The 19,854-nt window shown below is 69.7% G+C and carries 18 protein-coding genes; 12 read left to right on the top strand and 6 right to left on the bottom strand.

Translation table 11 applies throughout. The features are described from left to right. The first annotated feature begins 36 nt into the window (after window positions 1–36). Window positions 37–2,103, top strand: a complete 2,067-nt coding sequence (locus D7Y04_RS26060) for a S9 family peptidase (protein WP_121761024.1) — start codon at window positions 37–39, stop codon at window positions 2,101–2,103. 207 nt (window positions 2,104–2,310) lie between these two features. Here the strand turns inward: D7Y04_RS26060 and D7Y04_RS26055 are convergent, their stop codons facing one another. The 3 genes from D7Y04_RS26055 to D7Y04_RS26045 all read right to left on the bottom strand — a co-directional run bounded on the left by D7Y04_RS26055 (window position 2,311) and on the right by D7Y04_RS26045 (window position 4,690). Then, on the bottom strand, window positions 2,311–2,904 hold the full coding sequence (locus D7Y04_RS26055; protein WP_120595461.1) for a GNAT family N-acetyltransferase: 594 nt from the start codon (window positions 2,902–2,904) through the stop codon (window positions 2,311–2,313). 124 nt (window positions 2,905–3,028) lie between these two features. Beyond that, entirely contained in the window at window positions 3,029–4,294 is a 1,266-nt protein-coding gene (locus tag D7Y04_RS26050; RefSeq protein ID WP_121761023.1) for an OmpA family protein, read from the bottom strand. Between the two features lie 33 nt (window positions 4,295–4,327). Beyond that, window positions 4,328–4,690, bottom strand: a complete 363-nt coding sequence (locus tag D7Y04_RS26045; RefSeq protein ID WP_120578801.1) for a DUF4398 domain-containing protein — start codon at window positions 4,688–4,690, stop codon at window positions 4,328–4,330. A gap of 222 nt (window positions 4,691–4,912) precedes the next feature. Between D7Y04_RS26045 and D7Y04_RS26040 the strand changes: the two genes are divergently transcribed. The 5 genes from D7Y04_RS26040 (at window position 4,913) to D7Y04_RS26020 (ending at window position 8,064) form a co-directional block, all read left to right on the top strand. Beyond that, window positions 4,913–5,797 (top strand): 5'-3' exonuclease H3TH domain-containing protein, encoded by an 885-nt coding sequence (locus D7Y04_RS26040; RefSeq protein WP_121761022.1) that lies wholly within the window; start codon window positions 4,913–4,915, stop codon window positions 5,795–5,797. A 7-nt stretch (window positions 5,798–5,804) separates the two neighbouring features. Continuing rightward, complete coding sequence (locus D7Y04_RS26035; RefSeq protein ID WP_120595458.1) at window positions 5,805–6,245, top strand: group II truncated hemoglobin; 441 nt, start codon at window positions 5,805–5,807, stop codon at window positions 6,243–6,245. After that, entirely contained in the window at window positions 6,242–6,694 is a 453-nt protein-coding gene (locus D7Y04_RS26030) for an SRPBCC family protein (RefSeq protein WP_121761021.1), read from the top strand. Before D7Y04_RS26035 ends, D7Y04_RS26030 begins: the two co-directional genes overlap by 4 nt. A gap of 9 nt (window positions 6,695–6,703) precedes the next feature. Next, window positions 6,704–7,501 carry a hypothetical protein gene (locus D7Y04_RS26025; protein ID WP_121761020.1) on the top strand — a complete coding sequence of 266 codons (798 nt, stop codon included), beginning with the start codon at window positions 6,704–6,706 and terminating at the stop codon, window positions 7,499–7,501. 83 nt (window positions 7,502–7,584) lie between these two features. Then, window positions 7,585–8,064, top strand: coding sequence for a DUF4126 family protein (locus D7Y04_RS26020; RefSeq protein WP_121761019.1), 480 nt, complete (start codon window positions 7,585–7,587; stop codon window positions 8,062–8,064). 15 nt (window positions 8,065–8,079) lie between these two features. Here the strand turns inward: D7Y04_RS26020 and D7Y04_RS26015 are convergent, their stop codons facing one another. After that, window positions 8,080–8,931 (bottom strand): hypothetical protein, encoded by an 852-nt coding sequence (locus tag D7Y04_RS26015; protein WP_014400472.1) that lies wholly within the window; start codon window positions 8,929–8,931, stop codon window positions 8,080–8,082. Window positions 8,932–9,061: 130 nt separating this feature from the next. On the opposite strand from D7Y04_RS26015, the gene D7Y04_RS26010 reads away from it, so the two are divergent. From D7Y04_RS26010 to D7Y04_RS25985, 6 genes are all read left to right on the top strand, one after another. After that, a complete protein-coding gene (locus tag D7Y04_RS26010) occupies window positions 9,062–9,781 on the top strand; it encodes a sterol desaturase family protein (RefSeq protein WP_120595454.1) in 720 nt (239 codons plus the stop codon). A gap of 47 nt (window positions 9,782–9,828) precedes the next feature. Then, window positions 9,829–11,625 (top strand): amidase, encoded by a 1,797-nt coding sequence (locus tag D7Y04_RS26005; RefSeq protein WP_121761018.1) that lies wholly within the window; start codon window positions 9,829–9,831, stop codon window positions 11,623–11,625. Window positions 11,626–11,675: 50 nt separating this feature from the next. Beyond that, entirely contained in the window at window positions 11,676–12,260 is a 585-nt protein-coding gene (locus D7Y04_RS26000) for a TetR/AcrR family transcriptional regulator (RefSeq protein ID WP_120595452.1), read from the top strand. A 102-nt stretch (window positions 12,261–12,362) separates the two neighbouring features. Continuing rightward, window positions 12,363–13,481, top strand: coding sequence for an aldo/keto reductase (locus D7Y04_RS25995; protein WP_120595451.1), 1,119 nt, complete (start codon window positions 12,363–12,365; stop codon window positions 13,479–13,481). 115 nt (window positions 13,482–13,596) lie between these two features. Beyond that, on the top strand, window positions 13,597–15,363 hold the full coding sequence (locus tag D7Y04_RS25990; RefSeq protein WP_121761017.1) for a glycoside hydrolase family 88 protein: 1,767 nt from the start codon (window positions 13,597–13,599) through the stop codon (window positions 15,361–15,363). A gap of 17 nt (window positions 15,364–15,380) precedes the next feature. Further along, window positions 15,381–16,580 (top strand): spore photoproduct lyase family protein, encoded by a 1,200-nt coding sequence (locus D7Y04_RS25985; protein ID WP_233601581.1) that lies wholly within the window; start codon window positions 15,381–15,383, stop codon window positions 16,578–16,580. A gap of 69 nt (window positions 16,581–16,649) precedes the next feature. Here D7Y04_RS25985 and D7Y04_RS25980 read toward each other — a convergent pair whose 3' ends face one another. Both D7Y04_RS25980 and D7Y04_RS25975 read right to left on the bottom strand, forming a co-directional pair. Next, entirely contained in the window at window positions 16,650–17,927 is a 1,278-nt protein-coding gene (locus D7Y04_RS25980) for a FadR/GntR family transcriptional regulator (RefSeq protein WP_121761016.1), read from the bottom strand. 527 nt (window positions 17,928–18,454) lie between these two features. Continuing rightward, complete coding sequence (locus D7Y04_RS25975) at window positions 18,455–19,702, bottom strand: PPC domain-containing protein (protein ID WP_121761015.1); 1,248 nt, start codon at window positions 19,700–19,702, stop codon at window positions 18,455–18,457. Window positions 19,703–19,854 lie beyond the last annotated feature (152 nt).

Raw genomic sequence — 19,854 nt, 5'->3', positions numbered from 1 at the left:
AGACTCCGCCCTCCTGTGCTTTTCGGAAGGCGGCGGATGCGAGCGGCAAGCCTGGCTGTGGCGGTGGGGTGTTGGGTGTGGGGCGCGCTGGCGTTCGGGGCAGCGCCTGCGCCCGTGCCAGCGCGGGTGGAGGCCGGCGCGACGTACGACGCGCTCCAGCGGGTGGTGCGGATCCGCGAGGTGTCGCTGTCGCCGGACGGCACGCGGGTGGCCTGGGTGGAGTCGGTGCCGGGGACCGCGGAGGCCGCGAGGCTCCAAGTGAGGGCGCTGGCGCATCCGGAGCGGACGCCGGTGCGCGTCACCGCGTCGAAGGACGGAGCGCCGTGCGCGGAGGGTTCGCTGTCATGGAGTCCGGACGGCCGTCAGCTCGCGTTCCTCTCCACGGCGGGTGAGGGCCGGGCGAAACAGCTCTACGTGGCGGAGGCGTCGGGGACGGGCGGGCCCGCGAGGCGGCTCACCACGGTGAAGGGCGCGCTGGCGGCGCCGAAGTGGTCGCCGGACGGGAAGTCCGTGGGGCTGCTCGTCATCGAGGGCGCTGAGGACGCGCTGGGGCCTCGGGGGCCGGCGGCGCGCGAGACGGGCGTAGTGCAGGCATCCCCGCCGGTGAAGCGCTTCGCGGTGGTGACGGTGGAGGACACGCGGCTGCGGTGGGTGTCGCCCGCGGGCTTGTTCATCCACGAGTACGCGTGGAGTCCGGACGGCGCCCGGGTGGCGGTGATGGCCTCGAAGCCACCGGGGGATGCGAACTGGTGGAGCGCGCGGGTGTACGCGGTGGAGGCGGGGACGGGAGAGACGTCGCTGCTGCACACGCCCAGGTGGCAGGTGGCGGAGCCCGCGTGGAGTCCGGACGGCCGTCAGCTCGCGTTCATCGAGGGGCTGATGAGCGACGAGGGCAACACGGGCGGGGACGTGCTCGTGGTGTCGGTGCCGGAGCGGCTGGCGGCGAAGGTGCGGTTCGGGGAGAAGGCGGAGCTGCCCGCGAAGGTGCCGCCCGCGCGGAACGTGACGGAGGGGCTGAAGGCGACGGCCACGGACCTCTTCTGGCCCACGGCGGAGCGGCTGGTGTTCGTGGCGCAGGCGCAGGGCGAGGCTGCGCTGATGGCGGTGGCTCCGGGCGGCGGAGAAGTGAAGACATTGTGGAAGGGCCCGGAGCACGTGAAGGTGTCGCTGGGGAAGGACGGAGTCACGAGCGCGGTGGTGCGCGACGCCATCACCCAGGCGCCGGAGCTGTGGACGGGGCCGGTGGGAGCGTGGAAGCAGGCGACGCGCCTCAACGCGGACGTGCGCGTGACGGTGGGCGATGTGCGCAGCGTGACGTGGACGAGCGACGGACAGCCGGTGCAGGGCTGGCTGGTGTTGCCGGTGCCGGACGCGTCCGGGCGCAAGGCGCCCATGGTGACGGTGGTGCACGGAGGACCGGCGGCGGGAGTGCTGCCGGGGTTCAATCCGCAGACGGCGTTGTTCACGGCGAGAGGCTACGCGGTGTTCATGCCCAACCCGCGAGGCAGCTACGGCCAGGGTGAAGCGTTCGTGCAGGCGAACCGCCGGGACTTCGGCTTCGGGGACTTCAACGACGTGCTGGCGGGGCTGGATGCGGTGCTGGCGTCAGCGCCGGTGGATCCGGCGCGGCAGGGCATCACGGGGTGGAGCTACGGCGGCTTCCTGACGATGTGGGCGGTGACGCGGACACAGCGCTTCCAGGCGGCGGTGGCGGGCGCGGGCATCGCGAACTGGCAGAGCTACTACGGCACGAACCACATCGACTCATGGATGCTGCCGTACTTCGGAGCGACGGTGTACGACGAGCCGGAGGTGTACACGCGCTCCTCGCCCATCAACGGAGTGAAGCAGGTGAAGGCGCCCACGCTGGTGCTGCACGGAGAGAGGGACCTGGAGGTCCCCGCGTCGCAGGGCTACGAGTTCCACAAGGCGCTGAAGACGCTGGGCGTGAAGACCCAGTTGGTCATCTACGCGGATGAGGGCCACAGCCTGCGCAAGCCCGAGCACCAGAAGGACCGGCTCTTGCGCACGCTGGATTGGTTCGACGCGAACCTGCCGGCGGTGACGGAGTCGAAGCCGAAGGTGCGGGCACCGGCGCGCTGAGCCGTCGGACACGAAGGCCGTCCCACTGGATGAGAAGGTACGGGGCCTTCCGTGACGCCTCGGCGGGGCTACGAGCGAGGTAAGCACGTGGTTGCGCCACTGACCGTTGATCAATTTTGTCGATATTGGCGGTCAAGCCTCGAATGGGCGGCTTTTGAAGCCCCATATCTCCAATATCGACAAAATTGATGGAGGGCCGCGCGTCAGTCAGGGGCCGCCGCGGAGGCCGGGCTCGGCGGGGGCCACGAGTGAATTGAGCACGTGGTCGCGCCACTTGCCGTTGATGAGGAGGAAGTCGCGGGCGTAGCCCTCGGGGATGAAGCCGAGGCGGCGGAGGACGGCGGCGCTGCGCAGGTTCTCCGGCAGGTGGTTGGCCTGGAGCCGGTGCAGGCCCATGGCGCTGAAGGCGAAATCGCAGAAGGCGCGGAGGGCTTCGGTCATGAGGCCCTTGCCCTCGTGGCGGTGATCCAGGCCGTAGCCCAGATCCGCGGCCTGGAGCGGCCCCCGGCGGATGTGGGCGAGCGTGGCGTTGCCGATGATGGGCGCGAGCGCGAGGGGCTGGCCCTTGGGGAGAAGGAAGACGCGAAGGGACACGTCGTAGCGGAAGTCCTCGCGGTCCTGGGCCAGCCGCGTGCGCCAATAGGCAGGGGAGAAGAAGGTCGCCGGACGCGCCGGGGACACCGGGCCCAGGTGGTCCTTGTTGGCCACGTGGTACGCCAGCACCCGCTCCGCCGCGTCGGGCGGCAGCAGCATCAGGTGCAGGCGCTCGGTGGTGAGCAGGACGGGCGACTTGTCGATCATGGCGGTGCCGGACTTCAAGGGTAACGCGCTCCCAGGGGACGTGCGCGCCTGAAGCGCGGATGAAGAAAAAGGTCCCCACCCGCATGGAGTGAGGACCTTCATGCTCAGGGAGCACTGGCGTGCGTTACTCGCCGTGGTCCATGGGCTGCTGGGGCACCTGCTGCTGCGCCCCGCCGCCGCCCGTGCCCTGCTCGGGCTGCGGGCTCTGGTGGTCCACGCCCGCGCCGTGCGGCTTCGCATCCGGGCCGCTGCCGCCCGTGTTCTGCCCCTGGTCCTGGTCGCCCTGCTCAGGCTGCTGCGCTCCACTGCCGCCCACGCCTCCACTGCGCGACGGCTGCGCACCGGCCACGTTGCGCTCCACCACGATCTCCACGCGGCGGTTGTTGGCGCGACCCTCCGCCGTGCTGTTCGACGCCACTGGCCGGTTCTCACCCATGCCTCGGACCTGGATGCGGTCCTGCGGCACGCCCTGGTTCACCAGGAAGTTCCTCACGCTCTCCGCACGGCGCTCCGACAGCTGGTCGTTGTAGCCCTCCGCGCCTCGCGAGTCCGTGTGGCCTTCGATGAGCAACGGATTCTTCGCCTCCTTCAGCGCCGTCGCCACCTCTGACAGCCGGTCGCGCGCCGCGGGCAACAGCTCCGTCGCGTTCGTCGCGAACAGCACGCTGCCCGACAACGTCACCACCGTGCCGCGCGCCTCTTCCCGCACCTTCACGTTCTCGTCCTGAAGCCGCGTCAGCGCCTGCGACGCGCGCTGCTCCGCCTGGAGCCGCGCCTGTCGCTCCTGCTCCAACTCCTGCGTGCGCTGCTGGAGCTGCTGGTTCAGCTCAGCCAGTCGCTGCGCCTCGGCCTGCTGCTGCTCCGTGCGCCGCTGCATCTCCGCTTCCAGTTGCTGACGCTGCTGCGCGTCCGCCGTGCGCAGCCGTTCAGCCTCCTGCGCGCGCTGTGCATCGTACTGTTGGCGCTGCTGCTCGTACTGCTGACGCTGGGCTTCGTACCTCGCGCGATCCTCCTCCTGCTGACGCGTGAGGTTCTTCGCGCGCGCTTCCTGCTGCTCACGCAGGGACTGTTCCGCCTGGGCCCGCTGCTGCGCGGCCAGGTCCGCCTCGCCGCGCGCCTCGGCGATCTCCGCCTTGCGCAGGGCCACGTACGCCAGCGAGCGCGTCTTCACCGAGCCCTTGGTCTCCGCGTACTCGTTCTCCGCCTCCTGCAGGGCCGCCCGGGCCGCCGCCACGTCCGCGGGGCGCTCGCGGCCCTCGGGGCTCTTGGCCACGTCGCGGTACGCCTGGCGCGCCGCGGTCAATTCACTGGGCGGGGGACCGTGGGCACACCCCACCGAGAGCGCCGTGACTCCCGCGACCGCCAACCATCCAAGTTTCCAACGCTGCATGACTCGCTCCTCACAAGGCTAGAGGTAGGGGACTCACTGACCGCTGCGGAGGGACTCGGCCTGCTCGGAAGCCCGCCGCGCCTCGTTCTTCAGAGGCACCGCGCGGGCGAGCGCCGACGCCAGGTCCGCGTCCGCGGCCGCCTGACGGAACCGCAGCTCCGCGGCATCCTGCTCACCCTCCTGAATCAGCCGCTCACCGTCGGCGATCTGCTGACGCGCGAACTCCAGATGCCGGGCGGCCTCGGGCACGTTCGGCGCCTGCGAGTTCTCCGCCGAGCGGAGCGCGGCCTCCGCCTGCACGCGCTGCTGATGGGTGGACGTTGCAATCACCTGCTTGCCTGCACATCCAAGGGCCGCGATGGAAAGCAGGGCGGCGGCGAACAGCTTCGGGCGCATGGATCACCTCATGCCGGTGGAAATGCTGGGACGCTCCGGCGCGGCCCAGAGGGAGTTGGTTTGGAAAATGGGCGGTGCCCGGCCAGTCGGCATCGGCGACCTGTCCCCACCAGGCACGCTGGCCAAGGGGGTTGACAGGCGTCGTGTAGGGAACGAGGCGCACAGGCCACGCCCGCGCACGGGCTGCTGGCCGTGCGGCGAGAGGGACGCTAGAGGGAGAGCATGCGCCTGCACCTCGTGGACGGCACGTATGAGCTGTATCGGGCCCACTTCTCGCCTCGACCGAGCACCACCGCCCCGGACGGACGGGACGTGAAGGCCACGGCTGGTGTGATGGACTCCCTGCTCGCCCTCCTGCACGACGAGCAGGAGGCCGTGACGCACGTCGCGGTCGCGTTCGACAACCCCATCCGCTCGTTCCGCAACGCGCTGTTCGACGGTTACAAAGGTGACGAGGGCGTGCCGCCGGAGCTGCGCGCGCAGTTCGACCTGGTGGAGGAAGCCGTGGCGGCGCTGGGTGTGCGCGTCTGGTCCATGAAGGACCAGGAGGCGGACGACGCGCTGGCCACCGCGGCGGCGCGCTGGGCGGGCGAGGTGGAACAGGTGCGGCTGCTCACGCCGGACAAGGACCTGGGCCAGTGCGTGCGCGGCCAGCGTGTGGTGCAGGTGGACCGGCGGCAGCAGAAGGTGGTGGACGCGGACGGGGTGAAGGCGAAGCTGGGCGTGGCGCCGGAGAGCGTCCCGGACCTGCTGGCGCTGATGGGCGACGACGCGGACGGCATCCCGGGGCTGGCGGGCTTCGGGGCGAAGGGCGCGGCGGCGGTGCTCCAGGCGTATGGACATCTGGAGTCCATCCCGGACAACGCGGCGGAGTGGACGGTGAAGGTGCGGGGCGCGGACAAGCTGGCGGCGACGCTGAAGGCGCACCGCGAGGACGCGCGGCTGTACCGCACGCTGGCCACGCTGGTGGAGGACGCGCCGCTGCCGGGCACGAAGTCGCTCGCGGACATGGAGTGGAAGGGCGTTCCGGAAGCGCGCTTCAAGGCGTTCTGTGAAGGATTGGGATTGAAGAGCCTCCAGCGCCGGCCGAAGCGCTGGGCGGCATGAGGAAGCCATGAGCATGGAATTGAAGCCCCCACCGTCGGACGGCTGGGTCCCCACGCTGGACGACACCCCCTTCACCCGCATGGGCGGCGAGGCGCCCGTCCACGCGCTGGCGGAGGCCTTCTACGACGTGATGGACACGGAGGAACCCGCGCTCGCCGCCATCCACGAGCTGGACGCCGAGGGCAAGGTGAACCGCGGCACGCGCCAGCGCTTCGGCATGTTCCTGGTGGGCTGGCTGGGCGGGCCGCAGCACTACAGCGCGACGCACGGCCACCCCCGGCTGCGCATGCGCCACGGCCACCTGCCGGTGGATACGTCGATGCGGGACGCGTGGCTGCGCTGCATGCAGAAGGCCATGAACAAGCAGGGCATCACCGGCGGCCTGCGAAGCTTCCTGGATGACCGCTTCGCTCAGGTGGCGGACTTCCTCCGCAACACGGAAGGATGAGGTTCACCGAGTCCATCCGCATCACCTGTCCGCGCGAGCGCGTCTTCGCGTACACGCAGGACTACGGGCAGCGGCTTGTCTGGGACACGTTCCTGCGCGAGGCGGTGCTGATGGACGGCGCGACGGAAGCCGGGCCGGGCGTGAAGGCCTGGTGCGTGTCGTGGCACGGGCTGGGGATGGAGACGCAGTACGTGTCCTTCCAGCCGCCCGCCGTCACGGCGGTGAAGATGACGCGGGGCCCGCGCCTGTTCGAAAGCTTCGCGGGCTCGTGGCGCTTCGACGAGGACGTCCCCGGCGAGACACGCGTGACCTTCACGTATGCCTTTGAATTGCGGCGGCCCTTCGGCTGGTTCACGCCGCTCCTGAAATGGACCCTGACCCGAGAGGTCCGGGGCCGATTGCGCGACCTGAAGCGGCGGCTGGACGTGGGTGTCCCCGGCGCGGCATAGACTCGTGGGATGAGCACGCAGCTACAGCCGTCTCCTGTCACTCCGTCGGTCAATGAGCTGGAGCCGCTGTTCGAGGAGGCCTTGAGGACGGAGGGCTCCTCGCGCGCCCTGAAGGCCGGGTACCTCAACGCCATCATCGCCCGGTGGGTCCAGACGGAGGACCCGTCGACGCTCGCGCCCGCTTTGCACGCGCTGTTGGCGAAGGAGGGCGTGAAGCAGCTGGTGGACGAACAGGGCATGCCCGTCAGCGCCGCCGCGACGCAGGCATTGCTGGCCATGTCCTATCCGCACCCGCTGGAGGTCGCCCCGGAGCACCTGGAGGCGCTGCGCAAGCAAACCGAGCCGTCCGTGCCGCCCGCGCCCAAGGGCTGGATCCTCACGGTGCTGGTCGTGGCGACCCTGATTCAAGCCGTCTACTTCTTCCTGGCGGATGACATGCGGCACATGTTCGGGGCTACCGCCGAGCAACTGGCGGGAGAATCCGGCCTGGCACTCCCAGGAGGCGGGGTCGGCTTCTTCGACAGGCTGGAGATGGTGGCGTGGCGGCCCGTGCGCTCCCTGGTGCCCTGGGTGCAGGTCGTTGGCTCCACGGTCCTCTATTTCTTCTCCACCGCCCTCGCGACGAAGGCATGGGAGCGCACCCTGGCCCGGCGCGGCTTCCTGGGGTTGGGCGTGTTCGGCCTCGTGGTGGGCGTGCTCCCCAGGCATGTGTATGAGAACTGCGGGACGCTGGTGGCCGCGCTGGGCGCGCTGCTCGCGGGTTGGATGTTGCGCGTGCCCAGGCCGTCCGCGCCGCCGTCCGCCTGAGTGCCCGCTCGCCCGACGGTGGCCGGACGGGCGATGCGCCCCCACCCTCCAGTTTTCACCACCCGGATTGGGGGTTGGGATCCATGCGAACGAACAACGAACTCTGGACGGCGGCGGGCTTCGGCGTCCTCGCCGGGATGCGCAGCATGACGGCGCCCGCGTTCCTGTCGCGAGAGCTGTCGCGCAAGCCGACACGCGCCCTGAAGCGGGCCCTGCCGGGCCTTGCGTCGAGGAATGTGTCGCAGCGCCTGGGCTTCCTGGCGCTCGGCGAGCTGGTGGGGGACAAGTCCCCTCTGACGCCGGCGCGCACCTCCGCTCCGATCCTGACAGGACGCATCCTCTCCGGGGCCATCACCGGCGCCGCGGTGTCACGCAAGCGCAAGGGAGCGAAGCTTGGCTTCGCACTCGTCGGCGCCGCAGCCGCCATCGCCTCCAGCTATGTCTTCTATGGCTTCCGCCGTCTCCTGACGCAGAAGCTGCGCGTGCCGAACTTGGCCGCGGGCCTGGTCGAGGATGGCCTCGCGCTGGCTCTGGGCTCGCGCCTCACCCGGGCGCTGCGTTAGGCCTCGCTCCGTGGCTCACCCCGGCGCCTTGCCGGGGGTGAGCCGCGCCTCCAACCTCGCCAGCACCGCATGCTCCGCCCGCGCCCGCTCGGCCAGGGGCGCGAAGAGCAGCCGCGAGCGCAGGCCCATGCCTTCCGTCAATTCGAACTGGCGCAGGTCCTCCGGCAGCGCGAGCAGCACCTCGCCCAACGGCCGCACCCGGTGCAGTTGGTACGAACCCGCCGCCTCCAGCGCGCGCACCACGTCCGCCACGGGCTCCGCGCGGGCCATGGCCTTGCGTGACTGCTCCTCGTAACGCAAGCCCGCCTCCACCCGCTCCTCCAGGTCCGCGAGCACCGCCGCCGACGTGCGCTGCGCCTCCTTCACCAGCCGCAGCGGATCCAACGCCCGCTCCACTCGCCTTCGAACAGCAGGGGACAGCGCCCGGGCCCGCCCCTCCACGCGCGACAGCACTGCGTCGCGGTAGCTCGCCGCGAAGCAGACCACGAACAGCGCCTCCTCCAGCGGCGCCCGCTCCCGCCCGGCCAGCCCTTCCGCCAGCGAGCACAGCCCTTCGCCGGTGAGCACGTACCGGCGGCCCCGAGGCAGCCCCTTCACGGGCGCGCTGGTGCTCGCCTCCGCGTGGCCGCCGCGCACCAGCCGCTCCAGCGTCCTCCGCACCTGCGTCAGGTCGATGTCCTGCGAGGGCCGGGTCACGTCGTGCTCGACCCAGTTGGTGAACAGCAGGAAGTAGAAGCGCACGTCCGACACGCGGAAGCCGCCCGCGCGAGCCCCCGCCCCGTGCGCCGCCAGCAGCGCCGCCTGCACGAAGGTGGCCTGCGTGTCGATGTAACCCAACCGCGCCGTCAGGGTGCTGTTCCGAGCCATGGCCAGCAGGATGCCAGCCCCCGTCCCTCCCGTCCCATTCCTCCCAGGTGACAGTGTCCGCCAGGTCGAAAGACATATTCGGGCACGTCGTTCGTAGACAGGGCCAGCTTGAAGTCACGGAAGGATTTCCATGCTGCCCTGGCTCGTCCTCATCGCCGGTCTCTGCTTTCTCATTGAACAGCTGTCCCTGGGGTGGAAGTTGCCCCGCGTGCGCGGCTGGCACCTGCGAGTGGTGCTCATCAACCTGGCGCAGGTGGGCGTGGTGGTGCTGGGCGGCTACACCTGGGACCGGTGGTTCTCCGCGCACTCGGTCTTCCACCTGTCCCGGCACGTGAACCCGGTGGTGGGCGGCGTGCTGGCCTACCTCATCGCCACGTTCGTCTTCTACTGGTGGCACCGAGCCCGGCACGAGAGCGACGTGCTCTGGCGGTTCTTCCATCAAATCCACCACAGCCCGCAGCGGCTGGAGGTCATCACCAGCTTCTACAAGCACCCGCTGGAGATGACGGTGAACAGCCTCATTGGCGGGCTGCTCGTCTACACGGTGCTGGGGTTGAGCCCGGCGGCGGGCGCCATCTACACGGCCTGCTGCGCGCTGGGCGAATACTTCTACCACACCAACATCCGCACCCCGCGCTGGGTGGGCTGGTTCTTCCAGCGGCCGGAGATGCACCGCATCCATCACGAGTACGGCAAGCACAAGAACAACTACGGCGACCTCCCCATCTGGGACATGTTGTTCGGCACCTACGAGAACCCGGCCACGTGGGACGCCACGTGCGGGTTCGATGACGCGAAGGAACAGCAGCTGAGCGCCATGCTCGCCTTCCGCGACGTGCATCGCTCGTAGGCGGTGGCACACTGGCGCCCCCTTCGCTTCATCCGTGAGGTCGCGCCATGAGCAGCTCGCGTCGGCAGTTCCTGACCCACACCGTGATTGGACTCGCGAGCACCGCTGTCTCCGCGGCGCCGGACGCGGGCACGTCCGCCCCGCCGGCCGGTGCGCCGCCCACCTTCGGCGCGGGCCCCACGGTGGGGCCGGAGGTGAGCCCCACCACCTTCGCGGAGGCCGAAAAGCTGATGCAGGTGCAGCTCACGCCCGCCGAGCGCACCCAGGCCGCCGGCAACTGGCGCGTGTCCCTGGCCCCGCTGCACGAGCGTCGCACCGGCCCTCGCAAGCTGGCGCTGGAGCCCACGCTGTCGCCCGCCTCGCAGTGGAACCCGTCGCTGCCGGGGCTCAAGCCCACCGCGCCCGCGAAGGAGCGCTTCGTGCGCAGCCGAGACGCGAAGGCGCCGCTGCCCGCGAAGGAGGAGGACATCGCCTTCGCGCCGCTCACGCAGCTGTCGCGCTGGGTGCAGTCGCGCGCCATCACGTCCGAACGGCTCACACAGCTCTACGTGTCGCGATTGAAGCGCCATGACCCGAAGCTCCAGTGCGTCATCACGCTGACGGAGGACCTGGCGCTTCAGCAGGCCCGGCAGGCGGACAAGGACATCGCGGCAGGCCGCTACAAGGGCCCGCTGCACGGCATCCCCTGGGGAGCGAAGGACCTGGTGGACACCGCTGGCATTCGCACCACCTACGGCGCCGAGCCGTTCCGAGACCGCGTCCCCACCACGGACGCCGCAGTGGTGGAGCGGCTGCACCGCGCGGGCGCCGTGCTGGTGGCGAAGCTCAGCCTGGGCGCGCTCGCGCTCAACGACATCTGGTTCGGCGGCGAGACGAAGAACCCGTGGCTCCCGGAGGAGGGCTCTTCTGGCAGCAGCGCGGGGCCGGGCGCGGCGACGGCGGCCGGGCTCGTGGGCTTCTCCCTGGGCAGCGAGACGGGCGGCAGCATCGTGTCGCCGTCCATGCGCTGCGGCATCACCGGTCTGCGCCCCACCTACGGCCGTGTGCCGCGCACGGGCGCGATGACGCTGTGCTGGTCGCTGGACAAGCTGGGGCCCATGACGCGCGGGGTGGAGGATTCGCTGCTGGTGCTCGCCGCGCTCAACGGCGCGGACGCGGGCGACGTGGCGAGTGTGTCCGCGAAGCTGGACTTCGACGCGAACGCGCCCGTGAAGGGGCTTCGCGTGGGCTACGTGCCCGCGTGGATGAAGGAGAGTCCCGCCACGGACGTGGACCGCGCGGCGCTGGAGAAGCTCAAGGGGCTGGGCCTGACGCCGGTGGAGGTCCAGTTCCCCGACTGGCCGTACTCCTCCCTCAACGTCATCCTCTTCGCGGAGGCCGCCGCCGCGTTCGAAGAGCTCACGCTCACCCACGGCGTGGACGCGCTGAAGATGCAGACGCCCGACGCGTGGCCCAACCTCTTCCGCCAGTCCCGCTTCCTGTCCGCGGTGGACTTCGTCCAGGCGGACCGGATGCGCCGCAAGGTGGCCCAGGAGATGGCGCGCATCATGTCTCAGGTGGACGTGCTGCTCGTGCCTTCGCTGCGCGACGAAGCCCTCACCATCACCAACCACACGGGCCACCCGTCCCTCACGCTGCGTACCGGCTTCGTGGAGGTGTCCAAGGCCCGCAGCGACTGGGCCCCGGACCCCAAGCGCCCCATGCCCACCTTCGCCACCCCGCGCCGTGTCCCCCACGGCGTGACGCTCATCGGTCAGCTCTTCGACGAGGGCACCCTGGGCCGCGTGGGCATCGCCTTGGAGCGGGCCTCCGGCGTCGCCGCCGAGCGCCCGCCCGGCTTCTAGCCGCAGACCGATTATTTTGACAGGTCAGTCCAGAATCATTACGTAGGGGCATGGCACGCACGAAAGAGTTCGACCGGGACGAGGCGGTGCGCCGGGCGATGCAGGTCTTCTGGGAGCAGGGCTATGAGGCCACCTCCACGGACGACCTGCTGCGCGCCATGGGCATTGGCCGGCAGAGCATGTACGACACCTTCGGGGACAAGCACGGCCTCTACCTGGAGGCCCTGCGCGCCTATCAGGCGGAGTACAGCGCCAACCTGGTGGAGTGCCTGCGCTCCCACCCGTCGCCCCTGGGCGCCATCCGCGAGTACCTCCTCTCCATCCCCAATGGCACCCAGAAGGTGCGCGCCCGGGGCTGCCTCTTCGTGAACGCCACCGCGGAGCTGGCGCACGTGGACGCGGAGGTCGCCACGCTGCTGAAGACTGGAGGCGCCCTGGGCCAGGGCGCGCTGGAGCGCGTCGTGAAGGATGCCCAGCGCAAGGGGGAGCTCAATCCCAGGGTGGACCCGGGCGTCGCCGCCAGCTTCCTCCTGGCCACCATCGGTGGGCTGCGCCTGAGCGCCAAGGCCGGCACTCCGCCCGAGGCCCTCCGCGACGTCGTGGACTTCGCGATGGCGGGCCTCAGGGCCCAGTAACCCGCTCCACTGTTCTTCCGTCGCGGGAAGCCCCCGCGCCGTCTTCGCATGCCTGTATCTGGATTGTTAAGTCCAAATAAGTCGCTGGAAGGGAGTCACACCATGTCGATGGATCGCTACTACCTGCTGGGCCGCTCGGGGCTGCGCGTCAGCCCGCTGTCGCTGGGCACGATGACGTTCGGGAAGGAGGGAACCTACGGCGGGCCCTGGGGCTCCACGGAGGACGTGTCCCGGACGCTGTTCAACCGCTACCTGGACGCGGGCGGCAACTTCGTGGACACCGCCGACCTCTACACGCACGGCAGCAGTGAGACGCTCATCGGGAAGTTCCTGGAGGAGCGCGGCGACCGGGACCGCGTCGTCGTCGCCACCAAGTACACGTACAACGCCACCCGCCCGGGAGACCCGAACGCGGGCGGCAACAGCCGCAAGAACATGCTGCGCGCGGTGGAGGCTTCCCTGAAGCGGCTGCGTACGGACTACATCGACCTGTTCCTGCTGCACACCTGGGACCGCCTCACCCCCGCGGAGGAGGTGGTCCGCACGTTCGATGACCTCGTGCGCGCGGGGAAGATCCGCTACGCGGGCCTGTCCGACGTGCCGTCCTGGTACGCGGCGCGCGCGCAGACCTGGGCGGAGGCGCACGCGCTCACGCCGCTCATCAACCTGCAGCTCCAGTACTCGCTGGTGGAGCGCAGCCTGGAGCACGAATACGTGCCGCTGGCCCAGACGCTGGGCATGGGCATCACCACCTGGAGCCCGCTGGGCGCGGGGCTGCTCTCCGGCAAGTACCGGCCGAGCGAGTCCGGTGCCCATGGCGAGGGCCGCCTCAACTCCGCGGTGGGTGGCAACCAGCTGGGCCTGTTCACGGAACGCAACTGGCGCATCGTCTCCACGCTGGAGCAGGTGTCCAAGGAGCTGGGCCGGGACATGTCCCAGGTGGCGCTGAACTGGGTGGCCACGCAGCCCGGGGTGGGCTCGGTCATCATCGGCGCGACGAATCCCAAGCAGTTGGACGGCAACCTCGCCGCGCTCGACTTCAGCATCCCCGCCGAGCTGCGCCGCCAACTGGACGAGGCCAGCGCGCCGCCCGTGCCGTTCCCCCACGGCATGTTCTCCAATCCCTACCAGCTGAACCTGCACGGCAACGCCGCGGTGGGGGACAAGCCCGCGGGCTACTCGCAGCCCGTGTTCACCGGCGTCGCGCCCCGGGTCGGGTAGGGCACATCCCGTCCCCCCGTCAGGGCGGGGGGGACGGCCGCTTGAGACCCCGGGGCCGCTGGTCCCCGGGGTGGCACACCGACACCTTCCGCGCCGGTCAGACAGGGGAGGGTGTATGGGATTGCCAAAGCCGGGAGTGAAGCTGTGGTGGATGTTGGCGTTGCTGGTGGCGCCGGTGGCGAATGCCTTCACGGACGCGGACGCGGTGCGCGTGTTCACGTTCGCCCGCTCGCAGCTCGCGGACACCGTGCTGGAGATGCCCAGCGTGAACCGCTCACCCAAGGCATCCCTGTCCAACGGGACGTGGACCACGGTGGCCAACACGGACAAGGTCGCGTGGACGCAGGGCTTCTTCCCCGGGAGCATGTGGTTCATGTTCCAGGTCGCCAACGAGCCCTACTGGCGTGACCGCGCGGACATGTGGACGCGCCCCCTGGAGGTCCAGAAGACCAACACGGAGACGCACGATCTGGGCTTCAAGATGTACAACAGCTATGGCAATGCCTGGCGGCTCACCGGCAATCCCTACTACCGCGACGTGCTGCTCACCTCCGCCGCGTCGCTGGCCACGCGCTACAACAGCACCGTGGGCATCATCGATTGTTGTGATTGGAACTCGGCCTGGAACATCCCGCTCGTCACCGACACGATGATGGACATCGAGCTGCTGCTCTGGGGCGCCCAGAACGGCGGCCCCGCCATCTGGCGCACCATGGCGGTGAACCACGCGCTCAAGACGCTCCAGGACGCGGTGCGCCCCAATGGCAGCTCGTTCCACTACGTGGACTACAACAACAACGGCACCATCCGTTCGCGAGGCACCTTCCAGGGCTACTCCGCCAGCTCCACCTGGGCGCGCGGGCAGGCGTGGCTCATCTACGGCTACACGATGGTGTACCGCTACACGCAGGACGCTCGCTTCCTCACTGCGGCCCGCCGGGTGACGGACTACTACCTGGCGAACCTGCCCGCGGACCGCGTGCCCAACTGGGACTTCAATGCGCCCAGTCAGTCCAAGGACTCCTCCGCCGCGGCCGCCGTCGCGTCCGCCCTGCTGGAGCTGAGCACCCTGGAGACGGACGCCACGAGGCGCACCACATACCGCAACGCCGCGCTGGCCATGCTCGACTCGCTGGCGTCGCCCGCGTACCTGGCGCAGGGCACCAACAGCCCGGGCCTGCTGCTGCACGGCGTGGGCAACTACCCGGCGGGGCAGGAGATCAACGTCAGCCTCATCTACGGCGACTATTACTTCCTGGAGGCGCTGCTGCGCTTCAACTCGCGCCCCAACTACCCCTGGTACTCGAAGCTGGACCTGCCGCGGAGCCAGCACCTGCTGGGCACCACCAACACGGGCACGCGCATCGTGGAGTTCGACCTCACCCCGCTGGCGGACAATCTGGGCGGCGGCGTGGTGGGGTGGACGGACAGTTCCACGGAGGTGACAGCCTTCAACCGGCTGAACATGGCGCTGCGCATGAGTGAGGACGGCATCTTCCAGGTGCGCAACGGCGCGGGCTACTCGTGGATCCGCCGGGTGCCGTACGTGCGCAACCAGACGTACCACTTCCGCATGAACGTGGACCTCCTCGCGAAGCGCTACACCGTCTGGGTGACGCCGCCCGGCGCCGCGGAGGTGCTGCTCGTGGACCGGGTCGCGTTCCGGGCGGACGGGCCGCCCATCGACGACCTGGGCCGAGTCGCGGTCATCTCCACGGTGACGGACAGCGACTTCCGAGTGAACAACCACCGCGTCTACGCCCCCACCGCGAGCGTCGCGGCGGCGATGGAGAAACGGCCCCCGCTGCCTGAGGCCCTGTGGAAGCAACTGGACGCGCCGGCCCCCGCCTCCACAGGCCGCGCGGTTCCGTCCGAGCGTTGACAGCAGGCCCCTGCCCGGTGGCCCGCCCGACGTCAGGGTGGGCCACCGCGGGTGCATGGGAGACGAAACACGGTTACATCCGCCGGGTGACGAACCTGGACCTCTTCCTCCCGGAACCCGCCCCGCGCCCGGCCGCCGTCCCGACGGGCCCCGGCCCGCTCGACCGGCTGCTGAAGGTGTCGCGCATCTACCTGGAGCCCGCCGTGCAGGAGCATGCGCGCGGCCGGGAGATTCTCGCGCGCTACCCGGATGCGGAGCGGGTGGAGGTGGCCTCGCACCAGCACATCCCCGGCCTCTTCGGCAACGAAGGCAACGTGGAGGCCTGGAATCGCATCAAGGGCAGCACCCTGGTGCTGGGCGTGAAGAAGACGCTGTCCTTCATCGCCAATGACCGCAGCTCGGACTTCATCGCGCCCTCCACGGCGAATGGCTGCGTGATGGCGTGCGCGTACTGCTACGTGCCGCGCAACAAGGGCTACGCGAGTCCGGTCACGGTGTTCGTGAACATCGACCGCATCCAGGAGGCCATCCGCAAGCACGCGCACAAGCGCGGACCCAAGCTGGAGCCCAACACGGTGGATCCTCACGCGTGGGTCTATGACATCGGGTGCAACAGCGACTGTGCGGCGGACGCGGCCATCAGCGACAACGTGCGGGACCTGGTGCGGCTGTTCACCACGCTGCCCAACGCCAAGGCCAGCTTCGCCACCAAGCTGGTCAACCGCGAGCTGCTCACCTACGAGCCGAAGGGCAAGACGCGCATCCGCTTCAGCCTGATGCCGCACGCGCCGGCGAAGCTGTTGGACGTGCGCACCAGTCCCATCGCGGAGCGCATCGCCGCCATCGATGACTTCGTGGCCGCCGGCTACGAGGTGCACCTCAACTTGTCCCCCGTCGTCCTCCACGACGGCTGGCAGGACGCCTACGTGGAGCTGTTCCATCAGGTGGACGCCGGCATCGGGGAACGGGCGAAGCAGCAGCTCGCGTGTGAAGTCATCTTCCTCACGCACAACGCGGGCCTGCACGAGGTGAACCTGGGCTGGCACCCGAAGGCGGAGGAGCTGCTGTGGCGGCCCGAAATCCAGGAGACGAAGGTGTCCCAGGGCGGCGGCGTCAACGTGCGCTACCGCACCGGCTTCAAGGGCCGCCACGTGGCGGAGTTCGAAGCGCTGCTCGCGAAGCACCTGCCGTACTGCCGCGTGCGGTACGCCTTCTAGGCAGGTTGCCCAGAAGCGCGGTCGCTACCCGTCAGCGGAGGGTGTGCGGACACGCCGGGCTGTCGCCAGTCACGAACCAGGTGAAGATCCTGGAATGGGCAAGCGCCAGAGGCGCGCAGCCCACCGGATCAGGAGGCCCTGGATGGCATGAAGTGGTCCTCTCACCGTATGCGCTGTCACGCGTGTCTGCTCACTGCGGTCGGAGTGTGGAGGCTCTGACTGGATGTCCTCTTCCGGTGACGAAGCGTCCGAACCTGTCCGACAGCCGGACAGGTTTCCCGAACCCGTGCCCGTCATTTCTTCGTCGGCGCAAGCCAGGTCGAGCTCGCCCGGGGCGAACATCAAGGGGGTAGGAGACGGCTGCGACCTGTTGTCCGGCTTCACGGCAAGAGCCGCCACCTGGGGGCTGGCTGGAACCGCGAGCGCCTCGGTGTCATTGACGTCTTGTTCATGGTGCTCAGGGGCGCCCACGCAGGGAGGGAGGGCCTCCAGCGCCTCATCCTGCTCGGCGGCTGATTCGCTGCGGCCAATGCCATGCTCCTCCACGCAGGGATGCGCCGAGGGTGCCTTGTCCTGCACGGTGGCGCCGAGGGGCTCCTCCTGGGTGCGCGGGGCCTCGGGGGACGCAGGTTCCTGGGGCGCGGGGGCAAAGGCATTCAGTACGCGCTCATCGCGCGCCTTCAGCAGTGCTGGCAGCTCATGCTGAAGTGCCTGCACGTCGCGCTCGTGCAGCATCGCCATCACGCGGAAGGCCCACTCGCGCAGCGCCTCTCCGCCCATGAGCGGTAGCAGTTGGGCGGCTCCTCCCAGGAAGGCCCGCTGCAGGGATTGAACAAGGAGCACGTGCCCGGGACGCGCCGCCACCCGCGCCGCATGCCGCAGCAACTCGAATTCCGCCTGCGCGCAGGTTTCCCCCGACTCCCAGCGCGCCGCGTCCTGGAGCTGAAAGCACGTACTCCCCAGCCGGTCCAGGTCGAGGTCCGAGGCCCTCGCGCAGCAGTCGGCCAGAAGCTCCACCAGCACCTGACGCTTGAGGCTGAAGTAGCCCTCCAGAAGCCACCGGGCATCCGGGTTGCTCGCGTCATGCAGCGCCAGCCCCAGGTTCTCCAGCGTCAGCGACTCATCCAGCGGCACCGCGCGCGTCTTGCGTCCGGGGCGCTGCACCACCAGGCCCCGTGCGGCCAGCCGCCGCAGCGCCTCGCGGATGGTTCCCCGGCACACCTCATAGCGGCGCGCCAGCTTCGCTTCGGAGCCAAATTGTCCGCTCGGGTGCAGACGCCCCAGCGCGATATCGCGCTCGATTTGCGCCTCCACATAGGCCACGAGTCCTCGCCGTTCCATCCCCATCCCCATCCCCTTCCTCGCCCCAGCATCGCCATCCAACCACAGGGGTCTGACATGGACGCGCGGGCCCACCCTCCGCGCCGATTGCCAGGCCAGCGCGCCCCCGGGCCGCATGGGGCGAAAACCTGTCCGGCTGTCGGACAAGTTCGCGGGCCGCATGGGGCGAAAACCTGTCCGACTGTCGGACAGGTTTTGAGGCAACCGGCCCCGGGCGGGCGCTTCTGTCCGTGCCCTCATTCTGGTGCCCGCGCACGCACGACGTCCCGGCTGCCGCTGTGCTCCGCGAGGCGTGCGGCTCCGGTTTCATGCAGTGCGGACCTGTCCGACAGTCGGACAGGTTTTGAGGCCACCGTGCCCGGGCGGGCGCCTCTGTTCGTGGGCCCGCCTTTGCGTCCGCTTGAGTTCCCGTTGTGGTCTGCCGCGGCGCTCCGCGAGGCGCGTGCCCTCGCGGAGGATTTGAAGTCGCGGGATGGAATGACGGACTTCTGGGGGCCTTCTTGGGCGCCGCACTCCCTTGGGGGCCTCTCCGCTCAGTACTCGTGCTGGATGAGCCAGAACACCGCGGTGTGGTGCGACTGGGGGAAGTACACGATGTAGAGGTTGTGGAAGTCGTGCGCGCCCGGAGCCACCAGCGGGTCGTCGTAGAGGTGCGCCACCACCGGTACCTCCGTGCCGTTGCCCAGCTCCTGCGGCAGCACCTGGCCCAGCTCCGGGAAGGCCCACGCGATGCGGCTCGCGAAGTCCGCGTACGTCAGGTTGGGCTGCCGCGTGAACTGCACGCGCTGATTGGACGACAGCTCCGGCAGCGTGGCGAAGGCTCCCTCCACCACCCAGTCCAGCTGCGTGGGCTGCGTGTCCGCCACGGAGGGCACGTTGAACGTCCAGAGGAACTCGTCGCAGTAATTCTCACCGGCCTTGCACCGCGTGTGGCCGTCCGCCCGGGCCTCGTTGATGGCGTCGTTGTCCTCCAGCTGCGTGAGGGGCAGCGGGCCCGCGCCGTAGTAGCGCCGGTAGAAGTCCTTGCACACCGGCCACATCCGCGACGTGAAGGCCGCCTCTCCGTTGGCGCACCAGGGCTTCTGGCCGGAGGACACCGCGCACTGCGACAGCCAAGCGTCGTGCGCGTCCTGCGCGTCCGTGCACTGCGGCAGCGCCTGCGCTGGTGTCACGCTCTGCGTCTCCACCACGCTCTCGTCACACACCTCGATGCGCGTGGCCACGTCCAGGTCGCACGCGGTGAACAGGTCATCCTGCGCGCAGGCTCCGTTGAGACAGCCCAGCGCCAGGCGGAACTTCTTGCCCGCTCCCGTGCCGGTGCTCACCACCGCCAGGTACTCGCCGCCCTGGGCCAGCGTCAGGCTGGCCACCTTGGACAGCTGGCCGTAGCCCGCGTCGTCGTCCTGCGCGAGCACCGTGGTGCCGTAGCTGCCGCTCGCGTTCCTGGGGCCGTAGATGAACAGGCCCGTGTCCAGGTACATGCTGCTGCCCAGGTGCGTCACCTCCAGGCTCACCTTCGCGCCCGCGGCCACGTTGAAGCTGAAGGACAGATACTGCGGGTTCGTCGTGAACTGTGTCTGCACCGCGCCGTTCAGCCCTACCGGCCCCAGGTACGCCGTGCTGTCCACGATGTTGCCGCTCGTGGGCACGGGCGGCGGGTACAGAATGGCCTGCGTGATCGAGCCGACCTGAGTGGGCGCTTCCTGCTCCTGCGACGGACCACACGCCGCCACGAGCAACGACGGCACCAGCCACCACAGCCAATTCCAGGCGTGACGCATGCAGCACTTCCTTCTTGTCTTGGGGGGAATACAGCTTTGAGACAGAAGGCGTGTTCCACACCCGGAGGTGGGCGTTCAAGTCACAACCGGTTCACAGGTCCTGGAACCCGGCGGCGTAGGGCGTGTTCCGCGCGGGGCGCCGGTTGAGGTCC

The sequence above is a fragment of the Corallococcus sp. AB038B genome, from assembly GCF_003668955.1.
GTDB lineage: Bacteria > Myxococcota > Myxococcia > Myxococcales > Myxococcaceae > Corallococcus > Corallococcus exiguus.
This window is presented reverse-complemented; position numbering and strand designations above follow the sequence as displayed.